The 23241-nt window shown below is 61.2% G+C and carries 20 protein-coding genes; 9 read left to right on the forward strand and 11 right to left on the reverse strand.

The genetic code is table 11. The annotated features are described in order from the left end of the window. The first annotated feature begins 34 nt into the window (after positions 1-34). The 4 genes from ACR3EL_RS11580 (at position 35) to ACR3EL_RS11595 (ending at position 4839) form a co-directional block, all read left to right on the forward strand. Positions 35-1282 carry a hypothetical protein gene (locus ACR3EL_RS11580; protein WP_480721652.1) on the forward strand — a complete coding sequence of 416 codons (1248 nt, stop codon included), beginning with the start codon at positions 35-37 and terminating at the stop codon, positions 1280-1282. Positions 1283-1372: 90 nt separating this feature from the next. Beyond that, positions 1373-2884 (forward strand): Asp-tRNA(Asn)/Glu-tRNA(Gln) amidotransferase subunit GatB, encoded by a 1512-nt coding sequence (gatB, locus tag ACR3EL_RS11585; RefSeq protein WP_170340324.1) that lies wholly within the window; start codon positions 1373-1375, stop codon positions 2882-2884. A 148-nt stretch (positions 2885-3032) separates the two neighbouring features. Continuing rightward, positions 3033-4289, forward strand: a complete 1257-nt coding sequence (gene pepT / locus ACR3EL_RS11590) for a peptidase T (protein WP_480721653.1) — start codon at positions 3033-3035, stop codon at positions 4287-4289. Between the two features lie 82 nt (positions 4290-4371). Then, positions 4372-4839, forward strand: coding sequence for a DUF4177 domain-containing protein (locus ACR3EL_RS11595; RefSeq protein ID WP_170340321.1), 468 nt, complete (start codon positions 4372-4374; stop codon positions 4837-4839). 12 nt (positions 4840-4851) lie between these two features. Here ACR3EL_RS11595 and ACR3EL_RS11600 read toward each other — a convergent pair whose 3' ends face one another. Together ACR3EL_RS11600 and ACR3EL_RS11605 are read right to left on the reverse strand one after the other, a co-directional pair. Beyond that, entirely contained in the window at positions 4852-5241 is a 390-nt protein-coding gene (locus ACR3EL_RS11600; RefSeq protein ID WP_170340319.1) for a DUF805 domain-containing protein, read from the reverse strand. An 81-nt stretch (positions 5242-5322) separates the two neighbouring features. Then, entirely contained in the window at positions 5323-5577 is a 255-nt protein-coding gene (locus tag ACR3EL_RS11605) for a BolA family protein (RefSeq protein ID WP_093964863.1), read from the reverse strand. 107 nt (positions 5578-5684) lie between these two features. On the opposite strand from ACR3EL_RS11605, the gene ACR3EL_RS11610 reads away from it, so the two are divergent. After that, complete coding sequence (locus ACR3EL_RS11610) at positions 5685-6305, forward strand: J domain-containing protein (RefSeq protein ID WP_170340931.1); 621 nt, start codon at positions 5685-5687, stop codon at positions 6303-6305. Between the two features lie 5 nt (positions 6306-6310). Here the strand turns inward: ACR3EL_RS11610 and ACR3EL_RS11615 are convergent, their stop codons facing one another. Further along, positions 6311-7150, reverse strand: a complete 840-nt coding sequence (locus tag ACR3EL_RS11615; protein WP_170340930.1) for a Hint domain-containing protein — start codon at positions 7148-7150, stop codon at positions 6311-6313. Positions 7151-7818: 668 nt separating this feature from the next. Here ACR3EL_RS11615 and cobS point away from each other — a divergent pair. The 4 genes from cobS to ACR3EL_RS11635 all read left to right on the forward strand — a co-directional run bounded on the left by cobS (position 7819) and on the right by ACR3EL_RS11635 (position 13106). Continuing rightward, a complete protein-coding gene (cobS, locus tag ACR3EL_RS11620) occupies positions 7819-8805 on the forward strand; it encodes a cobaltochelatase subunit CobS (RefSeq protein ID WP_093964859.1) in 987 nt (328 codons plus the stop codon). Between the two features lie 125 nt (positions 8806-8930). Next, entirely contained in the window at positions 8931-10808 is a 1878-nt protein-coding gene (gene cobT, locus ACR3EL_RS11625; protein WP_170340315.1) for a cobaltochelatase subunit CobT, read from the forward strand. 84 nt (positions 10809-10892) lie between these two features. Next, the gene (locus tag ACR3EL_RS11630) at positions 10893-12683 is read left to right on the forward strand and encodes an aminopeptidase P family protein (RefSeq protein ID WP_480721660.1); all 1791 of its coding nucleotides are present in this window, start codon (positions 10893-10895) and stop codon (positions 12681-12683) included. Positions 12684-12761: 78 nt separating this feature from the next. Then, positions 12762-13106, forward strand: coding sequence for a DUF427 domain-containing protein (locus ACR3EL_RS11635; protein ID WP_170340310.1), 345 nt, complete (start codon positions 12762-12764; stop codon positions 13104-13106). Positions 13107-13139: 33 nt separating this feature from the next. Here the strand turns inward: ACR3EL_RS11635 and ACR3EL_RS11640 are convergent, their stop codons facing one another. The 8 genes from ACR3EL_RS11640 to ftsA form a co-directional block, all read right to left on the reverse strand. Next, entirely contained in the window at positions 13140-13805 is a 666-nt protein-coding gene (locus ACR3EL_RS11640; RefSeq protein WP_170340308.1) for an outer membrane protein, read from the reverse strand. A 123-nt stretch (positions 13806-13928) separates the two neighbouring features. Continuing rightward, complete coding sequence (locus tag ACR3EL_RS11645; protein WP_170340306.1) at positions 13929-15614, reverse strand: chloride channel protein; 1686 nt, start codon at positions 15612-15614, stop codon at positions 13929-13931. 101 nt (positions 15615-15715) lie between these two features. After that, a complete protein-coding gene (gene recN / locus ACR3EL_RS11650; protein WP_170340304.1) occupies positions 15716-17365 on the reverse strand; it encodes a DNA repair protein RecN in 1650 nt (549 codons plus the stop codon). Positions 17366-17401: 36 nt separating this feature from the next. After that, positions 17402-18265, reverse strand: coding sequence for an outer membrane protein assembly factor BamD (locus tag ACR3EL_RS11655; protein ID WP_480721663.1), 864 nt, complete (start codon positions 18263-18265; stop codon positions 17402-17404). A 125-nt stretch (positions 18266-18390) separates the two neighbouring features. Continuing rightward, positions 18391-19311 carry a UDP-3-O-acyl-N-acetylglucosamine deacetylase gene (gene lpxC, locus ACR3EL_RS11660; protein WP_093964852.1) on the reverse strand — a complete coding sequence of 307 codons (921 nt, stop codon included), beginning with the start codon at positions 19309-19311 and terminating at the stop codon, positions 18391-18393. Positions 19312-19524: 213 nt separating this feature from the next. Next, positions 19525-21156, reverse strand: a complete 1632-nt coding sequence (gene ftsZ / locus ACR3EL_RS11665) for a cell division protein FtsZ (RefSeq protein ID WP_170340301.1) — start codon at positions 21154-21156, stop codon at positions 19525-19527. A gap of 344 nt (positions 21157-21500) precedes the next feature. Then, positions 21501-21884 carry a hypothetical protein gene (locus ACR3EL_RS11670; protein WP_367646650.1) on the reverse strand — a complete coding sequence of 128 codons (384 nt, stop codon included), beginning with the start codon at positions 21882-21884 and terminating at the stop codon, positions 21501-21503. Between the two features lie 19 nt (positions 21885-21903). Next, positions 21904-23238 (reverse strand): cell division protein FtsA, encoded by a 1335-nt coding sequence (gene ftsA, locus ACR3EL_RS11675; RefSeq protein WP_170340546.1) that lies wholly within the window; start codon positions 23236-23238, stop codon positions 21904-21906. Positions 23239-23241 lie beyond the last annotated feature (3 nt).

Below are 23241 nucleotides of genomic sequence, written 5' to 3' on the forward strand. Positions count from 1 at the left end.
AGTTAACAAGTTTGTACAGTTTCGAGTGTTTTCGATGTTCCGGTCGTTCTGGGCAGGTCTTGCCCGTATCAGTCCCCTATCAAGTCACGTGGCTCCGGTTTCGGACGCGGGTTCCCGCTGTCTGGAAGATGTCGGGCGTCTCAATATTCCCGTTGCGGAACTGGGTGCGGCTGACCTGATCGGGCGGGACATGATCGAACGCGGGCGCCATCATGCTCGGCAGGATCGCTGGGCCGAACTGTCAGCCGAGATCCGGGCCGCGGACCAAGCGCGGACAACTGCCCCGGACGGGCTGCCCATCGCCGATCTTCTGGCGTTTGGCGCGCGATCGGATGTTGTCCTGGCCGCCGAACACGCGCTGTCCGACGGCGGTGCGATCGCCGAGTACGACCTGCTTGGCGGTATTTCCGAACTTGAGGGTGTGAAACAGGATCATCCCGATGATCCGATGATTGCTCTCATCGTCGCTCTGGCCCACATCGATCTGGCATGGGCGTGGCGTGGCACGGCTCTGGACGCGGCGCTGCCGCCGCTGCATCGTTCACGCTGTGCTGCACATTTCGACCGGGCTGCAGCCATCCTTCCCGAGTGCCGAAAGGCGCTGCCGGACAGCCCTGTGGTCGCCGCCGCCGACTGTGCCCTGCTGGCTGGTCAGCGCACCAAGAGGGCCCGGGTGGCGGATCAATACGAACGCCTTATTTCGCTGGATCCGCGAAACCATCGACACATGCGCGCGATGGGCAGCCACCTGCTGCCGCGATGGTTCGGCAGCTATGAAGAGCTTGAGGTGCAGGCCCTGCGCAATGCCGCGAACACGCGCGACACGTGGGGTGCCGGCGGATACACATGGGTTCAGTTCGACGCAATTGCATTGGATGAACAAGCCTGCGCGCGGCTGGACATCGAGTATTTTCTGGAAGGTCTACGCGACATCGTGCAACGGATGCCGGACCAGAAAACGATCAACCTGCTGGCCTCGTATTGCGCGATCACGGTGCAGAATGGGTTCGGTCTGGACGACAAGGCCGATCTGGTCCGGTCCCAGATCAGGGAGGCCGCCCAATGGCTGATCCGCGATCATTTGACCGAACTGCACCCGCTGATCTGGGCCCACGCGGCCAACGGGTTCAACAACTCGGTCCGCGTCAACTCACCCGAGCGGTTCGCGGCACGTGGACAGCGTGACGCCTTGCGCGCCATCGGTGATCTGTTCCGCGAGGAATTGCGCAACGGGACCGACGTGACCTTCACGCCTTCAGGTCTGCAACTGACCAGCCACTGAGAATTGCGTCTCGGCGCCCTTTGCCCCTTGCCCCTTGGCCTTGCCGGGCATAATACCCATGCCTGAACTTCTGCGGAAATGAGGCGCGCCATGCTCGACTTGACCTATGAACTGCCCAAACCCAAGACCATCGCCGGTGCCAAGCACGACTGGGAACTGGTGATCGGGATGGAGGTGCACGCGCAGGTCTCGTCCAATGCCAAGCTGTTCTCGGGGGCATCGACCAAATTCGGGGCCGAGCCGAACTCGAACGTGTCTTTCGTGGATGCGGCCATGCCGGGCATGCTGCCGGTGATCAACGAATTCTGCGTGGAACAGGCAGTGCGCACGGGTCTTGGCCTGAAAGCGCAGATCAACCTGAAATCGGCCTTTGACCGCAAGAACTATTTCTATCCCGACCTGCCACAGGGCTACCAGATTTCCCAGCTGTATCACCCGATCGTGGGCGAAGGCGAAGTTCTGGTGGAACTGGGCGACGGCACCGCGCGCATGGTGCGCATCGAGCGTATCCACATGGAACAGGACGCAGGCAAATCGATCCACGACATGGATCCGAACATGTCCTTCGTCGACCTGAACCGCACCGGCGTTTGCCTGATGGAGATCGTCAGCCGCCCCGACATCCGCGGCCCGGAAGAGGCCGCCGCCTATATCGCCAAGCTGCGCCAGATCATGCGTTATCTGGGCACCTGCGACGGCAACATGCAGAACGGCAATCTGCGGGCCGACGTGAACGTGTCGATCTGCCGTCCGGGCGACTATGAGAAATACATGGAAACGCAGGACTTTTCGCACTTGGGCACGCGTTGCGAGATCAAGAACATGAACTCGATGCGTTTCATCCAGCAGGCCATCGAGGTCGAGGCGCGTCGCCAGATCGCCATCGTCGAGGGCGGGGGCAAGGTCGAGCAGGAAACCCGCCTGTATGACCCCGACAAGGGCGAGACGCGCTCGATGCGGTCCAAGGAAGAGGCGCACGACTATCGCTATTTCCCCGATCCCGACCTGCTGCCGCTTGAGATCGAGCAAGCTTGGGTCGATGGCATCGCCGCCAAGCTGCCCGAGCTGCCAGACGAGAAGAAAGCCCGGTTCATCAATGATTTCGGCCTGACCGACTATGACGCCTCGGTGCTGACCGCCGAGGTTGAATCGGCCGTGTACTTCGAAGAGGTCGCCAAGGGTCGCAACGGCAAGCTGGCCGCGAACTGGGTCATCAACGAGCTGTTCGGCCGCCTGAAGAAAGATGACCGCGACATCACCGACTCGCCGGTTTTGCCCGCGCAGCTGGGTGAGATCATCGACCTGATCGCCTCGGACGCCATCTCGGGCAAGATCGCCAAGGACCTGTTCGAGATCGTCTATACCGAAGGCGGCGACCCGGCGCAGATCGTCGAAGAGCGCGGCATGAAGCAGGTGACCGACACCGGTGCCATCGAGGCTGCTTTGGACGAGATCATCGCTGCCAACCCGGCCCAAGTCGAGAAGGCCAAGGTGAACCCAAAGCTGGCCGGCTGGTTCGTCGGACAGGTGATGAAGGCCACCGGCGGCAAGGCCAACCCCAAGGCGGTCAACCAGTTGGTTGCGCAGAAGCTGGGCCAATAAGGTCTTTCCATTTGTACAGGCCCGGCAGCCGGGTTTGCCCGGTTGCTCAAAGTTTTACCCGGAGTTCTTGACGCCTTCCAGGCTCGAGGCGGCGCTTGACTCGGGCGGCCGGTTGCGGCCTTTGTCTTGGCCAGAGAGGTAAGGTGCCATGCAGAACAGATTTGACCAGGAGCTGGAGGACCGGCTGGTTCGCTACGCTGCTATCGACAGCCAGAGCGACGAAAACTCACCCACCACCCCCAGCACGGAAATCCAATACGACATGCTGAACCTGCTGCGGCAGGAACTGACCGAAATGGGCGCGCAGGATGTGACCATGACGGACTATGGCGTCGTTCTGGCCACCATTCCGGGCACCGCGCCGGGGCCGACTATCGGCTTTCTGGCCCATGTGGACACTGCACCGCAGTTCAACGCGACCGGGGTCAAGCCGCGGGTCATCAAGGGCTACAATGGCGGCGACATCACCTTTCCCGACGATCCGTCGCTGGTGCTGTCCCCGGCCGAGCATCCCTATCTGGCCAGCAAGGTCGGCGACGACCTGATCACCGCCTCGGGCACCACGCTGCTGGGCGCCGACGACAAGGCGGGCGTGTCGATCATCATGACCATGGCCCGGCACCTGTTGGCCGATCGGACAGTCGCGCACGGACCGATCCGCATCGCCTTTACCCCCGACGAGGAAATCGGCCGCGGTGTGACCGAGGCGCTTCCCAAGGATCTGGGCGCCGACTTCGCTTATACGCTGGATGGGCAGCAACTGGGCGAGATCGAATACGAGAGCTTCTCGGCTGACCGGGCGGTGATCAGGATCGAGGGCGTTTCGATTCACCCCGGCCTGGCGAAGGACAAGATGGTGAACGCGACCCATCTGGCGGCCAAGATCGTGCAGACGTTGCCGCAGGCCACCATGACCCCCGAAGTCACCGACGGGCGCGAAGGGTTCATCCACGTGACCGACCTGAACGGCGGCTCGTCCGAGATGGAGATCAAGCTGATCCTGCGCGATTTCGAGATGGACGGGCTGGAAGCCAAGGGCGAACTGGTGCGCAAGGTCTGCGACGCGGTTCAGGCCAGCGAACCGCGCGCCAAGATCAGCGTCGAGATCAGCCACCAGTACCGCAACATGCGCTATTGGCTGGAAAAGGACATGACACCGGTGGATCTGGCGCGCGAGGCCTGCCGGGACATGGGGATCGATCCGGTCTCGGTTCCGATCCGCGGCGGCACCGACGGGTCGCGCCTGACCGAATTCGGCACCCCCTGCCCCAACATCTTTACCGGGATGCAATGCATCCACGGGCCGCTGGAGTGGATCTCGGTCCAGGACATGGCGGTGGCGACCGAGCTGTGCCTGAAGATCGCCTCAAAGGCGACGCAGGGGGAAAGCAACAGTCGAGGCTGAAATTCGCGGGGCGCGAAGTTTTCTGTTCCCCGTCCCGGACGGAACGATACATTGCCCGCCAACACCAGTTCAGGAACCATTGATGCAGCGTTACGAATACAAGGTCGTCCCGGCCCCCAAGAAAGGCACCAAAGCCAAAGGGGTCAAAACACCCGAGGGCCGGTTTGCCGTCACCATCGAGCAATTGCTGAACGAGTTGGGTGCGAAAGGCTGGGAGTACCAGCGCGCCGAGCTACTGCCCAGCGAGGAGCGGGTCGGCCTGACCGGAACCGCGGAAAACTGGCGCAATGTTCTGGTGTTTCGCCGTGCGGTCGAAACCGAAGTCGCCAACGACGACGTCGCCGCACTCCTGACCCCGCCAGAAGAGGATGACACTCCTCTGGCACGGCCGGTTCCTGGCCCGGACGATGCGGCTGAGGCCGGTCAAGTCGAGGCTCCGGCCCGCATCGCGCAGGATCACGACGACCCGCCGTTGACGCTGAAACCGGCCAAGTCAGAAGATGCCCCCAAAGCGGATGCCGAGGACGAAAAAGAAAAGCCCGACAGCTAGGCTCAGACCGCGTCAGGCCGGCGCGGCACCATAGGCGTTTTCGGCCTGCTCGCTGGGTTGAATGTAGAAATACAGAAGGATCAGCGTGCCGATCAGCGGAATCAAACCGATCAGGATCCACCAACCGGACCGCCCGGTGTCATGCAGACGTCGCACGCCCACCGCGATGTTCGGCAGGATCACGCCCAACGAGACTAGCCACGACAGCGGTTGACCGGCTTCCGAAGCGAAAGCATCGAACCCCAGCAAAGGCGCCACCACCGCACCGTCTATCAACTGTGTGACAACCAGCACCAAAAAGAGCGCCAACACCCACCACCAGAACTCGGAGCGCGGCGCGCGCCCCTGAAAGGTTGCGTATTTTGACAGCACCGTACGAACGGCGTGGCTCATCTGTTCCATAGTTTCCTCCGCGCAAATCACGGGAAACATAGCAGACTATTGGAAAAACCGACAATAATCGGAAAAGTCGGACGGAAGGCTTCAATCACCGATGTCCAAAGCCAGGGCGTGGATGCGCGGAACGATGTCGCCCAGGGCCTTGTGAACGGCCCGGTGGCGCGCAACGCGGGACTGCCCCTGAAACGCGGCAGCGCGAATGCGGACGTTAAAGTGGCTTTCGCCGCCTTCCTGAAACCCTGCGTGGCCGCGATGGCGTTCACTGTCATCCACGACTTCCAGTTCACGCGGGTTGAACTCGGCCTGCAGTCGCTGGCGGATTTCGTCGGTCACGGTCATTTTTGCGCTCAGCGGCAAATATTTTGCCGCGCCCCTCTTCTACTTTCGATCACTTAGATTAAACTGCTGCCTCCGAGTCGAAAAGACGCGTTCATGAGGATGAGCATATGGTGAAACCAGATCCCTTCGGATTCGACATGTCGGTGTCCAGCGCCAAGAAGAAAAATCCGCGCGGGCGTCGGGGCATGTCGGGCGCGTCCGAGACTTCGACCCGGGTCTGTGACCACGAAGGATGCCAGGAAGCCGGCAAGTTCCGCGCGCCCAAGGCACCGGATGTGCTGGACGACTTTTTCTGGTTCTGCCAGCAGCACGTGCGCGAATATAACCAGAAGTGGAATTTCTTCGACGGCACCACCGAGGCCGAACTGAACGCCCAACGGTCGAAAGACAAAGTGTGGGAGCGCGAAACCAAGCCGATGGGCGATCCCGAGGCGCGGGCTTGGGCCCGGCTTGGCATCGAAGATCCGCATCAGGTTCTGGGCGAAAACGCGACCAAGAACCCCGGTCGGGCCGCAACAGGCCGTCGTCTGCCGCCTACTGAGCGTCGTGCGATCGAAATCCTCGAAGCCAAGGACACCTGGACCAAGGCCGAGGTTCGCAAAGCCTACAAAAAGCTGATCAAGGTGCTGCACCCGGACATGAACGGCGGCGACCGCAGCCAGGAAGAACAGCTGCAGGAAGTCGTCTGGGCCTGGGATCAAATCAAGGACAGCAGAAACTTCAAATAGCGGTTTTAGTGCGCGAACGTATCGCGTAACGCAGCAGCTTCGGGGCGTTTTAGGCAACGTACGCGCGTTTGCTCAAAAGCGGATGCCGCGTTTCGCAGTTCGGGAAATAGCACACGGAGTTCCTCGGCATCCTCCCGATCGAAGGACATCACCGCCATTTCACCTAAAAACAGACTTTCAGTTGGCAAACCATTCGACAACAGTATCGCGTGGCGACAGCAAGCAATGTGGTAGTATGTAACGGGATCATAAGTATTTACTTGGCGAATTGTTTGTTCGTTAACGAGATGAACTGCCGCGGCGAAAACTTTTGGCTCTCCAAACAGCAACTCTGCGCGCCAACCCTCCACGACAATCCTATGTTGTGGAGAAACGTACAAATCTCGGTCAGGCAGTCCTTTTCCGAATGCACCTTTCTGAATGCAAACCGGACGTAACTGGGGGTTTCGCTTCAAAGCTTCTGCCTGCAGGGTCTTCTCTCCGATCCACTCGATGCGTAGCAGTTCACCACTGGAAGCACGCACTTTGTCACCAACAGCGAGTTCCTCAACAGCGCGACAGCCACTTTCAGTTTCAATCAATGTCCCTTTCACGAAACACGGCACCGTTCCAGCGGGCAACCTAACGGTTACCCCAATCGAGGCATTGTTGCCATTTCCAGGCCCGCTGGAGGCTCTGACGATCAAACTCAGAGTTGTATTTGGGGGAACAATAACCCCCGGCTGCAGGTCCACTGTTAGTAAACCAGCACTGGAAATCGTAACCGAGTAATCTGAAGGGGAAAGAAGTCCGTCATCTGTTACAGATACAAACCAAGACGCTGGCTTGCTGGAGTTGTAGTCCACAGAAAATGTGTCCGTGTTCGGAGGAAAGAAAATCCTCGTTGGACCGGTAATTACTAAAGCCATGGCAACCTTTTACTTAAACTAAGTCCGAAATAGTGTACCACCTCCACAACACATTTCAATATCTGCACGTGACGAGCCGCAAGTTGTGACGATTTCTTGTGGCATTTGCCCGAGGTCACTTTCCCGTTCGCCGAAAGTGTTGCCCTGCCTAGTTTCTACACGTCCTTAGGATGACGCTGAATCCAGAAACTGCCATCTCGACGTCTGGTATTGCCACCTGACAGTTCTGGCTCGCGACTAGCAAAGAAATCTGCTGTGTACTTGAGCAACTTGCAAAAAGCCCCATGAGACCATTTTTCATATGTCTGATAAGGTCATTTTCAACATTTGGATTATTGAATACTTACCTGCATACAGCATTTCCGACACATGGATCGGCATGTGCGTCCGAACAGGCCGCAGTGCCTTTGTTGACAAACGCGGCTTGACCTGCACCTGGTACGCGTCGCGACCAAGGATCGCCCGCGCGTCAATAGGGCCAGTTTGAAAGAAAAACCTGCTCACCTTTCCAAGGGGGCCGCTTTCCCTTGCCCTTATCTGCAATATGTTGCACCACACACGGGTTCAAACCCGGCAAAACGGGCCAAAGGATAAGGACAAGGCGAATGGCTGACGGATCGACCGATATCAACGCAAAACCCACCGAAGAGATCTCGGTCCGTGACGTGTTCGGGATCGACAGCAATATGTCCGTCAAAGGGTTCGCCGAAAGCAGCGACCGCGTTCCGGCAATCGACCCTACCTACAAGTTTGACCCCGAAACCACGCTGGCAATTCTGGCCGGGTTCACCCACAACCGCCGGGTGATGATCCAGGGCTATCACGGCACCGGCAAATCGACCCATATCGAGCAGGTTGCTGCGCGACTGAACTGGCCTGCTGTGCGCGTCAATCTGGACAGCCACATCAGCCGGATCGACCTCATCGGCAAGGATGCGATCAAGCTGCGTGATGGCAAACAGGTGACTGAATTCCACGAGGGCATCCTGCCCTGGGCGCTGCGCAACCCTGTGGCCATCGTGTTCGACGAATACGATGCAGGCCGCGCCGACGTGATGTTCGTGATCCAGCGGGTTCTGGAGCATGACGGCAAGCTCACCTTGCTGGACCAGAACGAGATCATTACGCCCAACCCCTATTTCCGCCTGTTCGCCACTGCCAACACCGTCGGCCTGGGTGACACCACCGGCCTGTATCATGGCGTTCAGCAGATCAACCAGGCCCAGATGGACCGCTGGTCGCTGGTGGCGACGCTGAACTATCTCAGCCACGACGCCGAGGTCATGATCGTTCTGTCCAAGGCGCCGCATTACAACACCGAAAAAGGCCGCAAGACCGTCAGCCAGATGGTCACCGTTGCCGACCTGACCCGGACGGCGTTCATGAACGGCGATCTGTCGACCGTGATGAGCCCGCGTACGGTTATCAACTGGGCGCAGAACGCCGAAATCTTCCGCGACGTGGGCTACGCCTTCCGCCTGTCTTTCCTGAACAAATGCGACGAGTTGGAACGGCAGACCGTTGCCGAGTTCTATCAGCGTTGTTTTGATGAAGAACTGCCGGAAAGCGCGGCCAGCGTGAGCCTGGGTTGATGGCATCGGCTGCGCCCGGTTCGGGCGCAACGCCCCCGGCGGGGACATCGGGGGCCAGATGAAGGCGGGGTCCGGTAACTTCGACCGGGCGTCGGGCCTAAGGGCGTGAGTGAGGGCTGATAGATATGGCGCAGAAGAACGACAACCCTGCTGATCCGTTCAAGAAGGCTCTGGCCGAGGCGACCAAGGTCATGGCCGATGATCCCGAGTTGTCGGTAAGCTATTCCGTCGACCCGTCGGGCCTGTCCGGGGACTCGATGCGCCTGCCGCAGGTGTCACGTCGAATGACACGCGAAGAGGTTCTTTTGGCGCGGGGCACAGCAGATGCCCTCGCGCTGAACCGGCGCTACCATGACGATGCGACGCATGCGCGCTATGCGCCTCCGGGAGATATGGCGCGCGACCTCTATGAAGCGATGGAAACCGCCCGGTGCGAGGCGATGGGCGCCCGGGACATGCCCGGCACGGCTTCGAACATTGACGTCAAGATCGGTCACGAGGCGTTGCGGCGCGGCTATGACCAATGCAAGCAACCCTCCGAGGCACCGCTTGCGGTGGCGGCGGGTTATCTGATCCGTCATCTGGCGACCGGGCGTGATCTGCCCGCTGCAGCCGAGAACGTCATGAACCTGTGGCGCGGGTTCATCGAGGAACAGGCCGGCGGTGTGTTGGAGAATCTCGACGAGGTGCTCTCGGATCAGGCCGAATTCGCCAAATTCGCCCGCCAGATGATCAAGGATCTGGGCTATGGCGACCAGTTGGGTGACGACCCGGACGAACTGGACGAAGATCAGGAAGATCAGGCCGAGGAAGACGCCGAAGAACAGCCCGATCCGGACAGCACCGGCCAGGACGACCAAGACGACCAGGACGCCGACGCGACGCCCGAGCAAACTCAGGAAGAGCAACAGGATCAGTCTCAGGCGCAGGTCTCGATGGACGAGATGGCCGAGGACGAGATGGGTGAAGAAGCCGAGATGCCCGAGGGCGAAGCGCCTTTGGAGCCGCCTGCCCCTCCGCCCGCCTCCGAGGCCGATCCGGACTACATGGTCTACCTGAACACACATGACGAAGAGATTGCGGCCGAGGACCTTGCCGAACCCGCCGAACTGGAACGGCTGCGCGCCTATCTGGATCAGCAGCTCGAGCCGCTGAAGGGCGCAGTAAGCCGCTTGGCCAACAAGCTGCAGCGCCGCCTTCAGGCACAGCAGAACCGCAGCTGGGAGTTTGACCGCGAAGAGGGCATTCTGGATGCCGGTCGGCTGGCGCGGGTGGTAGCCAACCCCACGACACCGCTCAGCTTCAAGGTCGAGAAGGATACCGAGTTCCGCGACACCGTGGTGACGCTGTTGCTGGACAATTCTGGCTCGATGCGTGGACGGCCGATTTCCATTGCAGCGATCTGCGCCGATGTTTTGGCCCGCACGCTGGAACGGTGCAACGTGAAGGTCGAGATCTTGGGCTTCACGACGCGGGCATGGAAGGGTGGACAAGCGCGTGAGGCGTGGCTCAACGACGGCAGACCGCAGCAGCCCGGCCGCCTGAATGACCTGCGCCACATCGTCTACAAGGGCGCCGACGCGCCTTGGCGCCGCGCACGGCCCAACCTTGGCCTGATGATGAAAGAAGGCCTGCTGAAGGAAAACATTGACGGCGAGGCGCTGGAATGGGCCCACCGCCGGATGTTGGCGCGTCGTGAACAGCGCAAGATCCTGATGGTGATCTCGGATGGCGCTCCGGTCGATGATTCAACACTCAGCGTGAACCCCGCCAACTACCTTGAGAAGCATCTGCGCGATGTCATCGCCATGGTCGAAAAGCGCAAGATGGTCGAGTTGCTGGCCATCGGCATCGGCCACGACGTCACCCGCTATTATGATCGCGCGGTCACGATTACCGATGTCGAACAGCTGGCAGGAGCGATAACCGAGCAATTGGCCGCGCTGTTCGACAGCGACCCGCGCGCGCGGGCCCGCGTGATGGGCATGAAAAAGGCCGGATGAGGCCGGTCTTGCCTCCAGCGAGAGCATTTAAAAGAAAGGTGAAGGCAGGCGACCAAGACCTGTAGTGAGCCGAAGGAGAAGCAGATGTTCCAGTCTTTCGAAGTCACGGCGCGGCCCGAACAGGGGCCGCCACGATTGGCGGCGTTGCGCACAGAATTGGAGCGCGAACGACTGGATGGCTTCATCGTTCCGCGTGCCGACGCGCATCAGGGCGAATATGTAGCCGCCCGCGACGGGCGGCTGGCATGGCTGACCGGGTTCACCGGTTCTGCCGGGTTCTGCGTTGCGCTGCGAAGCGTGGCCGGCGTATTTGTGGACGGACGGTATCGCACTCAGGTCAAGGCGCAGGTGGCGTCCGATTTCACGCCGGTACCGTGGCCAGACGTAAGCCTTGCGGTGTGGTTGAAGCAGCAGTTGCCCGATGGAGGGAAGGTGGCGTTCGATCCCTGGCTGCATTCCGCCGGACAGATCACCACAACCCGGGCCGAGCTGCAGAATAGCGGGATCGAGTTGGTTCCGTCAGACAATCTTGTGGACCGCATCTGGTCCGACCAGCCACCACCGCCAATGAACCCGGTCAAGGTGCACCCGCTGGAATTTGCAGGCGAAAGCGCCGAAAGAAAGGTCTCGCGGCTGGCCTCGGCGCTGGCTCGAAACGGGAGGTCGGCTGCCGTCATCACGCTACCGGATTCGATCATGTGGTTGCTCAACATCCGCGGGTCAGACATTCCGTACAACCCGGTTGCGCATGGGTTTGCGATTTTGCAGGCCGACGGGCACGTGGACCTGTTCATGGCCGCAAAAAAGCTGAATGGGATGGACGAGCATCTGGGGCCGCGGGTTTCGATCCACGAGCCCGACGCGTTCCTGAACGCTGTTGCGGCGCTTGAGGGCGCGGTGCAAGTGGACATGGGAACTCTGCCGCAGGCCGTTGCCGATGTGCTTGGCGACCGGGCTGTGGACGGCGGCGACCCCTGCGCCCGGCCCAAGGCCTGCAAAAACGAAGCCGAAATTGCCGGCAGCGCCGCCGCGCATCTTCGTGACGCCGCCGCAGTGATCGAAACACTGTGCTGGCTGGATGCCCAACCACCTGGCAGCCTAACCGAAACGCAAGTGGTCACACGGCTGGAGGAGAACCGGCGGCGCGACAATGCGTTGCAGGATATCTCGTTCGACACCATTGCCGGCACCGGGCCAAACGGCGCCATCATGCACTACAGAGTGACCGAGGAAACTGACAGCCGGCTTGAGGACGGTCATATTCTGGTTCTGGACAGCGGCGGACAGTATCTGGATGGCACCACGGACATCACCCGGACGATCCCCATCGGCACGGTGGGAGACGAGGAAAAGACCTGCTTTACCCGGGTTCTGAAGGGAATGATCGCGATGTCGCAACTGCGCTGGCCCGTTGGCCTGGCCGGTCGAGACATCGAGTGCATCGCCCGGGCACCTTTGTGGGCCGCGGGCCAGGATTTCAATCACGGCGTCGGTCACGGTGTCGGCGCATACCTGAGCGTTCACGAAGGGCCACAGCGCTTGGCGCGGGTCAGCCACGTTCCGCTCGAGCCCGGGATGATCCTGTCGAATGAACCGGGTTACTACCGCGAAGGTGCCTTCGGCATTCGGATTGAAAACCTGCTGGTTGTTGAGGAAGCCCCCGCCCTGCCCGGCGCAGATCCCGAGCGCGCGATGCTGTGCTGGCGGACACTGACATATGTCCCCATCGATCGACGCCTGATCGTCGTCGACATGCTGACCAGTGCCGAGCGTGATTGGCTGAACGCGTATCACCGGGACGTGGCAGAAAAAATTCGGCCAAGACTGTCACATGCCGCGCAACTGTGGTTGGATGCCGCAACCGCGCCCTTGTGACACCCGTTTGTCACATAGTGTGGGCATAGGCGAAGGCCTGAACACAACGAGGCCGCGAAGACGAGGGAAGGAGCAGACATGACAGATTACATCAAGATCCGCAAAGCACCTGGCAAGTGGTGCGTCAGGTCCGGTGGCGCGATTCTGGGCGAAACGTCCAACGCCCTGGAATTGTTGGAAGGCGATCTGGCCCCCGTCATCTACTTTCCGCGCGCAGACATCGCGATGGCCTTTCTGGACAAGACCGACAAGTTGACCCATTGCCCGCACAAAGGCGATGCCACGCATTACTCGATCGTCAACAAGTCGAGCGTGACGCAAAACGCGGTGTGGAGCTATGAAGATCCAATTCCCGCCGTTGCCGAAATCAAGGGCTACCTTGCGTTCTACCCGCTGGAGTCGGTGAAGGTCGAACAGATTTGAGGGTCGGACAAACCTGGCCCTCAACTACGTCTGTCAGAAACTGTAGCTGTATCCGAGAATGAGCGAGTGCGAAGAGTAGCGGCCATTCGTGAGATCTGTCGGAATGAAAACTTGGGTCGTGGTGAAATCAAGATCGCCGGTCGTCTTGTAGCGGTACCCGATGTCAATGTTCCCGCGTTCCCCTACCTGAAAGCGTCCGCCAAACCCCAATTGCCCCGCAATGGCGGTGTCACTGTCATCGACCAATGTGACGCCAGCACCGGACTGACCGTCGTGGGACACGCGCGCAAACCCGAGCCCGCCACCAACATAGGGCTTGAACCTGCCCTGTACCGGGACGTCATACCAAAGGTTTGCCATTCCGAAGGTCGCATCAAAGCTTCCGTCATACTGAGTAAACGGGCGACCGATTTCCTTGGCATCATTCGAAGCATATGAAAGTTCGAACTCGGCCCGTAGATTTGACGCGAAACGTAGTCCGACGGCCAGACCGTAGGTTACTCCATTGTCGGTTGTGATGGTGCCTTGGCCAACCACGACCGAAGGAATTGTCTGGAAAAAATCAAAATCATAGTCGCCCATATCGGTGATACCGAGAAAGCCGGTCACATACGGAGCCTCCTGCGCCCGCGCGGGGACAGCACCAATCATCGAAACCGCAACCACGACAGTCAGCAAAGAAGACCGTTCGAAAACCATGTTTACACCTCAATCAAAGTGGCTATCAGGAGTACTTCTTCAATCAGGCTAGAATGCTCCCACTTTTTGACAAGGTATCAAAATCAAAGAGAAACCCTCAGTGGCTCGCCAGCCACTGCTGCGTCATGAGTGTTCCTCGGCAGCTGTTGCGGCCAGTGCACGGTTGTACGCCTTCAATGCGTCCACGTGGTACAAGGCTCCGACCGGGTTCTCGACCCCGTCATCATCCCGAACAACCACCGGGAGCCAGGTGATTCCGTCTCGATCGAAATACGGCATTGCCGCCTCGAGGGTTGCGCTGGCCCGGACGCAGAGGCCCTGCTCGATCATCTCCTGAACCTCTTCCCTGCTTGCCGTATTCGGATCTCCCAGCGGTCGCATCACGGCCCCGGCGCGCAGCATCGCCAGCAAATAAGCCTGTGGCCCGGCGGCCAAATGCACCCCGCGGCGCTCGAGCTGGGTCAGGAAGAAGGACCGGTCCACAAGGCGGGAGGCCAACGCCGTGGACATCGACACCGAGACCATCACGGCAAGCCCGATCTGCCAGTCTCCGGTCAATTCAAACACAATCAACGTGGTCGAAATCGGAGCGCCCAGAACCGCCGCCGCGACAGCACCCATGCCGGCAAAGGCATAAAGCGTATGCGTGCCCGAAACGCTTGGCAGAAGGCCTGTGGCGATCAGGCCAAAGGCAAGGCCGGTTAGCGCGCCGATCATCAACGACGGAGAAAACACCCCGCCGCCCATACGACCACCCATGGTTATGGCCACTGCCACGGTTTTCATCACTGCAAACAGAATGGCCGTGGTCAGCACCAGATCTCCGGTCAGGGCACGGATGGTCGTCTCGTATCCGACGCCGATGATATGCGGGAACCACACCGCCAGCACGCCCAGCATTGCGCCGGACACGGCGGGTCGCAGCCAGCGCGGCAGCGACAGGCGCGCCTGCACGTGATTGCCAAAGTCTTCGGCAAAAAAGATCGACCGCATCAGCAACAGCGAGACCAGCCCACAGATCAGCCCAAGGATCAGAAAGGCCGGAAGTTCGACGTAAAATTGCAGGGATCCGGGCGTATCCAGGACAAACTCTGTCACATCGCCATATGCCAGCCGGTTGATGACGGTGCCGGCCACCGACGCGATCACGATCGGAGCGAATGCGTGGACTGCAAAATGGCGCAGCACGACTTCCAGCGCGAACAGCGCTCCGGCGATCGGGGCGTTGAAACTGGCCGATACAGCGGCGGCCACTGCGCAACCCAGCAGGTCGCGGCCGGTTATTCCATCCGCATTGATGCGCTGGCACACCCAGGTCGAAATCACGCCGGCCATGTGCACGACAGGTCCTTCCCGGCCCGTCGACCCGCCCGTGCTGAGTGTGATCAGCGAGGCGAAAAACGACGCGACCCCGGCCTTGGTTTCGACCCGGCCATCGCTGATCGCGGATCCTTCGATCACATCGGCGACAGACCGAACTCTCCCGTCATCGGTAAAACGGTGCAGGATGATCCCGACGACCAGCCCTCCAACCGTGGGGATTGCCAAAATCCAGGTCCAGTGCAGTTTCTCCGCAAAGCTGTGCAAAAACAGGATGTCATCGGTCTGATAGACCAGCGCTTGCAGAGCCGTGATCCCCTTGCGAAACCCCAAAGCCATGAAGCCCGCCGTGATCCCGATCACCAGCGCGATGAACCAGAACTGGATCTGGCTTGGCCCGCGGTGCCGCAGCACCCGCCACGCGTCCTTGAGCGCGGCCAGGGCCTGGTTGAGCTGAGTGCGCAGGACGGTTCGGGTTGATTGTGTCATAGGGCTTTGTGGATAAACAGGTATCCCTTACTAAGCCACGCCGGGCCCTTAGAAAAGTCGGCTGACAAGATATTGAAGGCAAGTGTCGCCGCCCGGCTGCATCAGGCTTGCAACAACGAACGGGCGGCCGCGCGGGCTTCTTCCGTGATGACGTCGCCCGAAACCATGCGCGCGATCTCGTCGATACGGTCCGGTTCGGACAGCGGCAGGACGGTCGACAGGGTTTGCCCGTCGGTCACGTGTTTCTGAACCCGCCAGTGATGCGCCGCGCGGGCCGCGACCTGCGGCGAATGGGTTACCACCAGCACCTGCCCACCCTGCGCCAGCGCCGCCAGCCTGCGGCCCACGGCGTCCGCGGTGGCGCCACCCACCCCGCGGTCGATTTCGTCAAAGATCATGGTGCGGGTGCTGTCGTCGCCCGACAGGCACACCTTGAGCGCCAGCAGAAAGCGGCTGAGTTCTCCACCCGAGGCGATCTTGTTCAGCGGACCCGACGGCGCGCCCGGGTTGGTGGCCACGGTAAAGGCCACGGCGTCCTGCCCTTCGGGTCCGGGGTCGGCGGGCGTGATCTGGGTTTGGAACACCGCACGCTCCATCTTCAGCGGCGCAAGCTCGGCCATCACCGCCGCGTCCAGCCGGCCGGCCGCCTCGTGACGCAGAGCGCCGAGCGCCTCGGCGGCCGCGTCATAGGCGGCCTGCGCGGTCTGAACCGCAGCACGGCGGTCGGCCAGGTCAGCGTCTCCGGCCTCAAGCTGGCCCAGACGGGCGCGCAGCGTGTCGGCGAAACCGCTCAGGTCATCGGGGGCCACGTCATGTTTGCGGGCCAGTGCGCGGATGGCAAACAGACGTTCTTCGGTCTGCTCCAACTCGACAGGGTTGAAGTCCAGCGCCTCAAGGCAGGCGGTCACGCCGTCCTGCGCCTCGCCCAGTTCGATCAGGGCGCGCCCCAAGGCGGCGATCGGCTCGTCCAGCTGGCCCTCGGCCCGGTCGGCGACACCTTCCAACCAGCGCACGGCATCCGCCATCGCCCCTTCGGCCCCGTCACCGCCCAGCAGAGCAAAGGCGCGGGCCACGTCGTCGCGGATGCGCTCGGCCCCCTGCATCATCCGGCGGCGGGCGTCGAGCTCGGCATCCTCTCCGGGTTGCGGATCGAGCGTGTCGAGTTCACCCACGGAGTGCCGCAGAAATTCCTCTTCGCTGCGCACGGCGGCCACAGCGGCCTCGGTCTCGGCCAGGGCCTTGCGGGCGCGTGCCATCTCGGCCCAGGCAGCGCGTACGGCGGCCAGTTGCGGCTCGGCCCCGGCATAGACGTCCAGCATGGCGCGATGGCCGCGCGGGTTCAGCAGGCCCCGGTCATCATGTTGGCCGTGCAGTTCGACCAAGGTTTCCGACAACGCGCGCAGCACCTCGCCCGAGCATCGGCGGTCGTTGACCCAAGCGGTTTTGCGCCCCTCGGCAGTGTTGACGCGGCGCAGGATCAGTTCCGACCCGCCGGGTAAACCAGCCTCGGCCAGGATCGCATGGGCGGGATGGCCCTCGGGCAGTTCGAACTCGGCCACGACCTCGCCCTGCGCAGCCCCCTGCCGGACCAGTTCGGCCCGTCCGCGCCAGCCTAGCACGAAGCCCAGCGAGTCGAGCAGGATCGACTTGCCCGCGCCCGTTTCGCCGGTCAGCGCGTTCAGGCCCGGCTGAAAGGTCAATTCCAGCCGGTCGATGATCAGCATATCGCGGATATCAAGGGCGCGCAGCATCGGGTCGTCAGCGTCCCAAGCCTGTGACCATGGCGACTACAACCACTGGCCCTTGATGGTCTGGCGGTAGATCGTGCTGAGCCAGTTGTTGCCGCGGCTCTTGAGTTCAAGCCCGCGCGAGGTCAGCAGATTGTAGGCCGCATCATACCATTCAGACGACTGGTAGTTGTAACCCAGGATCGCGCCGGCCGATTGAGCCTCGTCGACCAGACCCAAGGCCAGATAAGCCTCGACCAAGCGGTACAGCGCCTCGGCTGTGTGGCTGGTGGTCTGGAAATCCTCGACCACAACACGGAAACGGTTGATGGCCGCGGTATAGTGATCCTGACGCAGGTAGTAGCGCCCAATCTCCATTTCCTTGCCTGCCAGATGGTCGAAGGCCAGATCGAATTTCAGCACCGCCGAGGTGGCGTATTCGCTGTCGGGATAGACCTCGATCACCATGCGCAGCGCCTGCAACGCCTGGAAGGTCAGGCCCTGGTCGCGGCCGACCTCGTCGATCTGGTCATAATAGCTGAGCGCCAGAAGGTATTGCGCATAAGCTGCGTCTTCGTCGGTTGGGTAGAAGTCTATATACCGCTGCGCGGCTGCGCGGCTTTCCTCATACTCCTTGTCCGAGTGGAACGCGAAAGCCTGCATGATCAGTGACCGCTTGGCCCAGTCGGAATAAGGATAAAGCCGTTCGACTTCGGAAAAGTACCAGGCCGCATCTGCGGGGCGATTCTGAGCAAGCTCGTATTCGCCACGGGTGTAGATCTGCTCGGGCGTAAAGCCTTCAAGGTTCTGGGATTTGTCCGCGCCCCTGTTGCCAAACAGGCCGCCTGCGTTGCCGCAGGCCGTCAAAGTAGCTGCCAGAAGAATCGCGCCCGCAAGCCTGACTGCCGCTTTGGTGCCAACCATACCGCCCATCCTAGTCGTCTTGTCTCTTTGGGTAACCCCGGATTGAGCTTTGGTCTAGCACATAAAATTCCGGTGCAAAACGCCTTATCGGCCCCGCGACCGATTTGTCGCCGGGCCGTGCCGGATCAGGCAACTTCGGGGATTTCGTCCCAGACCAACCCCTGCCCGGGCAGTTGCGCGGCTTGTTCAGGCGTACACAGCACCGGGCGCACGGCGCCAGGCGTTTCGAACAGCTTGCGCAGCAATGTGTTGGTCATGGCATGGCCGGATTTCTCGCCGACGAAGTGACCAAAGATCGGGCCGCCGGCCAGATACAGGTCTCCCAACGCGTCCAGCATTTTGTGGCGCACGGCTTCATCCTGGTGACGGAAGCCACCCGGTGTCAGCACTTCGGCCCCTTGAACAACAACCGCATTCTCCAGTGTGCCGCCCAAGGCCAGACCGTTTTCGCGCATCGCCTCGACATCGGTTCGGCGGCAGAAGGTCCGGCAGTCGGACAGTTCCCGAGCAAACGACCCGTTGCGCATATCCAGGATCTTCGACTGGCTGCCGATCGCAGTGTCTTCGAAATCAATGTGGAACTCGATGATCAAACCGTCTGCCGGCCGGATCGACGCACGGGCACCTTCCCGCTCGGCCACGACCGGCTTGAGGACCTCATACGCCAGAACCGGGCTGGCCTGACGGCGAACGCCCTTGGCGATGATACCCCGCACGAAGTCGATCGACGAACCGTCCATGATCGGAACTTCGGGTCCATCAATCTCGATCAATGCGTTGTGGATCCCGCACCCTGCCAGCGCGGCCATGATATGCTCGACGGTCGACACCGAAACACCAGCGTCATTGACCAGGCGCGTACACAGTTGGGTTCTTTCGACCACATCGTAGATGGCCGGGATCAACGCATTGCCCAGTTCGATATCGGTCCGCTTGAACCAGATCCCGTGACCGGCAGCCGCCGGTTTAAGAACCATCGTCGCGGGCTTGCCGCTGTGCAGACCCACGCCTTTGAACGTGATCGAAGATTTGAGCGTCTGTTGCAAATTGAACCTCGGTGAGCGGTGTCCAGCCTTTTTCGGCTGTGTTGCACCCTCAGTTAAGGAAGCGCGGGTCAAGGCTCAACTCACTCTTTGCAACTGAATGAAACAGTTCTGCAACAGATCGGCAAAACCCTGCTTACTGGCACTTAAACGTTTGCACCAAAAGGAAAAAGGGCCGCCTTTCGGCAGCCCCGTGAGTGGATATTGTTACCGCGATCAGTTGGCCTGACGGCGCAGGAAAGCCGGAATTTCGATCCGCTCCTGCTCGGGATCGACCTCTTCATGCGAGGGTGCCGTGGCGTCAGTCTGGCGCATCGCAGGCTGTTGCCGGGCCGGTTGAGCGGGGGTATCCGGGGCGTGCCCAGTCATCCGGTCGATCAAACGGTTGAACCCGAACCGCGGCCGTTCCTCGGCGGCGGGCTGGCGCTGCGGCGCCGGTTCCTGCGGGCGCGACGCGGTCAGACGCTGGGCCGAAGTCGGTACGTTCTGAACAGCCGCCTGCAGCCGTTCCAGCGCGGCAGGCGAAGGCGTTCCAGGAGTATGCGGCACCTGTTGCGGCTGATAGCTGTCCGCCGGGCGTTCGACCGGCTCGGGCTGTGGATCGAACTCGGCGCTGCGCGGCTGGTAGGCCGGAGGAGGCAGCCCGTCGTCATCGTCCTCGACAGCCTCATCGGCGCCGTGACCGAATTGCAAAGTCGTGTGCGAAGGCTCTTCGGCCGCTTCAAACAGAGACGGTTCGCGCGGAGCTTCGGGCTGCGGAGCCGGTTCAGAAACTTCCGCCGCGACCGGAGCCGGCTGTGCTGCTTCTTCTTCCGCCGATACGGTACGGGTCAGAGGAGCGGACATGGACCGGCGCGGAGCCGGCGCCTCGGAGCCGCTTTCGCTGGCATCGATGCCGGTTGCCACGACCGAGACGCGCATCTTGCCTTCCATCTCGGGATCCAGCGTCGAGCCGACGATGATGTTGGCCTCGGGGTCCACTTCCTCGCGGATGCGGTTGGCGGCCTCGTCCAGTTCGAACAGGGTCAGGTCATGGCTGCCAGTGATGTTGATCAATACGCCCTTGGCGCCCTTGAGGCTGATTTCGTCCAGCAGCGGGTTGGCGATGGCCTTTTCCGCAGCCTGGATGGCTCGATCTTCGCCCTCGGCCTCGCCTGTACCCATCATGGCTTTGCCCATCTCGTCCATCACCGCGCGGACGTCGGCGAAGTCGAGGTTGATAAGGCCCGGACGCACCATCAGGTCGGTTACGCCCTTGACGCCCTGATACAGCACGTCATCGGCCATCGAGAAGGCCTCGGTGAACGTGGTCTTTTCGTTGGCCAGACGGAACAGGTTCTGGTTGGGGATGATGATCAGCGTATCGACGACCTTCTGCAGCGCCTCGACACCGTCTTCGGCCTGACGCATGCGCTTGGCGCCTTCGAACTGGAACGGTTTGGTCACTACGCCCACGGTCAACACACCCAGTTCACGCGCGGCTTGCGCGATGATCGGAGCGGCGCCGGTGCCGGTGCCACCGCCCATGCCGGCGGTGATGAAGCACATATGCGCGCCGGCCAGGTGATCGACGATCTGTTCGATGCTTTCTTCGGCGGCGGCGGCGCCGACCGATGCGCGGGCACCCGCGCCCAGACCCTCGGTCACCTTGATGCCCAACTGCACCCGCGCCGACGAGCGGCTTTGCTGCAGTGCCTGCGCGTCCGTGTTGGCCACCACGAAGTCAACGCCGTCGAGTTGTTTTTCAATCATGTTGTTGACGGCGTTTCCACCTGCACCGCCTACGCCAAATACCGTAATCCGAGGCTTGAGTTCGTCGTGCCCGGGCATCGAAAGATTCAATGTCATGCTCTGTCCGCCTGTATTTATGATCCCGCAAAGCGGTGTTTTTCTTGCCTATCCGCTTGTGATTCTACCTTTCCAAACGTCAAACGTCACGCCAAAAATCGCGTGAATCCACAAAATATGGAAGAAATAAGGCGGTTTTTCGCGGCATTTCGCCCGACTGCGCAAATCTAGCGGTTCAGGGCGGACAGACCACCACACACGCGAAAACCCCCAGCCTGATTTGGCGGGTGCGATGCTGGACATCCTGTTCAAACTGCGGCTGACTGCTCGGGTCCTGCCGACGAGCCTCTGACGGGCCTTGTCGATATTCTGAGGGATAAATCCCTGCACCGCAACCGGAATTTTCAGCTGATGGGAACGGAAGGACAATCCAGGCCGTCGTCCGAAAACCCGCTGACTTCCTGGATTTCGCCATCCCCCAGCCGCGCGATCCTGACCAGCAACCGCCCATCATGCTCGAATGGCCACCAGCATACCGGGCCGGGCTCGGTGTCATAGAGGAAGCACAGCTTGCCGTCCGGCGTCGTGATCCGGCCATGGACGCAGCCCTCGCCCTCTCGCCGCCAGACCGAGCGGGTTGGGCTGAGGAACTCCTCGGTGCCCACAAGCATACCGCTGGTCAATTCGTGGAACGTGACGGTTTTCCCGACCACCGCGTCCAGGAATGCTTCGGGCGAGATACGGGTCTGCGCGACAGCCGCAGCCGGAACCCAGGCTGCGCAAAACACCGCAGCCCGGAGCAGGAACCTACCAGTTGTCACGGAACCAGCGCACGGCACGCTTGAATGGCCGTGCTGCGTAGGTATCGACCGGGATTTCAAAGTCCCACCATTCATCCTGCGGATGCGCCGCAAACAGCGCAAGACCAACCGCCGACGAGAACCCCGGGCCTGTCGCAGATTGCGGCAACCCATGCACACGCAGCGGTCGGCCCAGACGCACCCGCTGACCTAGTATCCGGCTGGCCAGCCCATCCAGACCGGGGATCTGACTGGCTCCACCGGTCAAAACGATCTGTTGGCTTGGCATATGTTCGAACCCTGCAGCGTCCAGCCGAACGCGGACTTCCTCGAGGATTTCCTCGACTCGCGGGCGCATGATGCCGATCAGCTCGGCACGGCTGACGGTACGCCGGTCGTGTTCCCAATCCCCAGTGTCGCCGCCAATGTCGATCATGTCGCGGTCATCGGCTCCGGTGGCGTGAACCCCGCCATTGAAGGTCTTGATCCGCTCGGCGACCGAGGCGGACACACCAAGCCCCATAGAGATGTCACTGGTGACGTGATCCCCGCCCATGCGGACACTGTCGGCATAGATCATGTGCTTTTTGATGAAGATCGAAACGCCGGTGGACCCACCGCCCATGTCGATACAGGCCGCTCCAAGTTCCTGTTCGTCTTCTACCAGCGCAGAAATCCCCGACACATAGGCCGAGTTCGCGATGCCAGCCAATTCCAGGTCGCACCGCTTGACGCAACGAACGATGTTCTGAATCGCAACCGCATCGACCGTCAACATGTGCATGTCGACCGCAAGCGTCTGCCCCATCTGCCCTCGCGGGTCGATCAAGCCAGATCGGTTGTCCAGAGCGAAGTTCACAGGTTGTGCATGCAGCACCTCGCGCCCTGACCCATAGTCCGGGACATCGCACGCGTTCAGGACACGACCGATCTCGGCCTCGGTCACCAGCTGACCGTCCAGATCCACCTGCGCATCCAGCCCATAAGACCGAGGGTTTGCCCCCGAGAAACAGGCGATCACATGGTCTACCCGGATATCGGCCATCTTCTGAGCGGCCTGCAGCGCGGTGCGGATGGCGCGCTCGGTCTCCTGCATGGCCGTGATCTCACCAAAGCGCACCCCGCGCGATCGGGTCGTCGCCGCACCGATCACCCGGAACCCGGTCTGCCCGGCCATGGACCCGATCGAGTTGTCCTCGCTGAGCCGCGCCGACCCATCAAAACGCAGCACAAGACAGGCGATCTTGGAACTTCCGACATCCAGGATCGCAACGACACCGCGTTGCATGGCCTGTCTGCGCATCTGGCGCATTGCGCGTTGAGACTGATAGAGATCCGTCATCAT

This window comes from Ruegeria sp. BJ3, from assembly GCF_056535665.1.

Coding starts and splice junctions, on each gene's coding strand:
- ACR3EL_RS11580 (WP_480721652.1), top strand. CDS start 35: ATGTTCCGGTCGTTCTGGGCAGGTCTTGCCCGTATCAGTCCCCTATCA.
- gatB (WP_170340324.1), top strand. CDS start 1,373: ATGCTCGACTTGACCTATGAACTGCCCAAACCCAAGACCATCGCCGGT.
- pepT (WP_480721653.1), top strand. CDS start 3,033: ATGCAGAACAGATTTGACCAGGAGCTGGAGGACCGGCTGGTTCGCTAC.
- ACR3EL_RS11595 (WP_170340321.1), top strand. CDS start 4,372: ATGCAGCGTTACGAATACAAGGTCGTCCCGGCCCCCAAGAAAGGCACC.
- ACR3EL_RS11600 (WP_170340319.1), bottom strand. CDS start 5,241: ATGGAACAGATGAGCCACGCCGTTCGTACGGTGCTGTCAAAATACGCA.
- ACR3EL_RS11605 (WP_093964863.1), bottom strand. CDS start 5,577: ATGACCGTGACCGACGAAATCCGCCAGCGACTGCAGGCCGAGTTCAAC.
- ACR3EL_RS11610 (WP_170340931.1), top strand. CDS start 5,685: ATGGTGAAACCAGATCCCTTCGGATTCGACATGTCGGTGTCCAGCGCC.
- cobS (WP_093964859.1), top strand. CDS start 7,819: ATGGCTGACGGATCGACCGATATCAACGCAAAACCCACCGAAGAGATC.
- cobT (WP_170340315.1), top strand. CDS start 8,931: ATGGCGCAGAAGAACGACAACCCTGCTGATCCGTTCAAGAAGGCTCTG.
- ACR3EL_RS11630 (WP_480721660.1), top strand. CDS start 10,893: ATGTTCCAGTCTTTCGAAGTCACGGCGCGGCCCGAACAGGGGCCGCCA.
- ACR3EL_RS11635 (WP_170340310.1), top strand. CDS start 12,762: ATGACAGATTACATCAAGATCCGCAAAGCACCTGGCAAGTGGTGCGTC.
- ACR3EL_RS11640 (WP_170340308.1), bottom strand. CDS start 13,805: ATGGTTTTCGAACGGTCTTCTTTGCTGACTGTCGTGGTTGCGGTTTCG.
- ACR3EL_RS11645 (WP_170340306.1), bottom strand. CDS start 15,614: ATGACACAATCAACCCGAACCGTCCTGCGCACTCAGCTCAACCAGGCC.
- recN (WP_170340304.1), bottom strand. CDS start 17,365: ATGCTGCGCGCCCTTGATATCCGCGATATGCTGATCATCGACCGGCTG.
- ACR3EL_RS11655 (WP_480721663.1), bottom strand. CDS start 18,265: ATGGTTGGCACCAAAGCGGCAGTCAGGCTTGCGGGCGCGATTCTTCTG.
- ftsZ (WP_170340301.1), bottom strand. CDS start 21,156: ATGACATTGAATCTTTCGATGCCCGGGCACGACGAACTCAAGCCTCGG.
- ftsA (WP_170340546.1), bottom strand. CDS start 23,238: ATGACGGATCTCTATCAGTCTCAACGCGCAATGCGCCAGATGCGCAGA.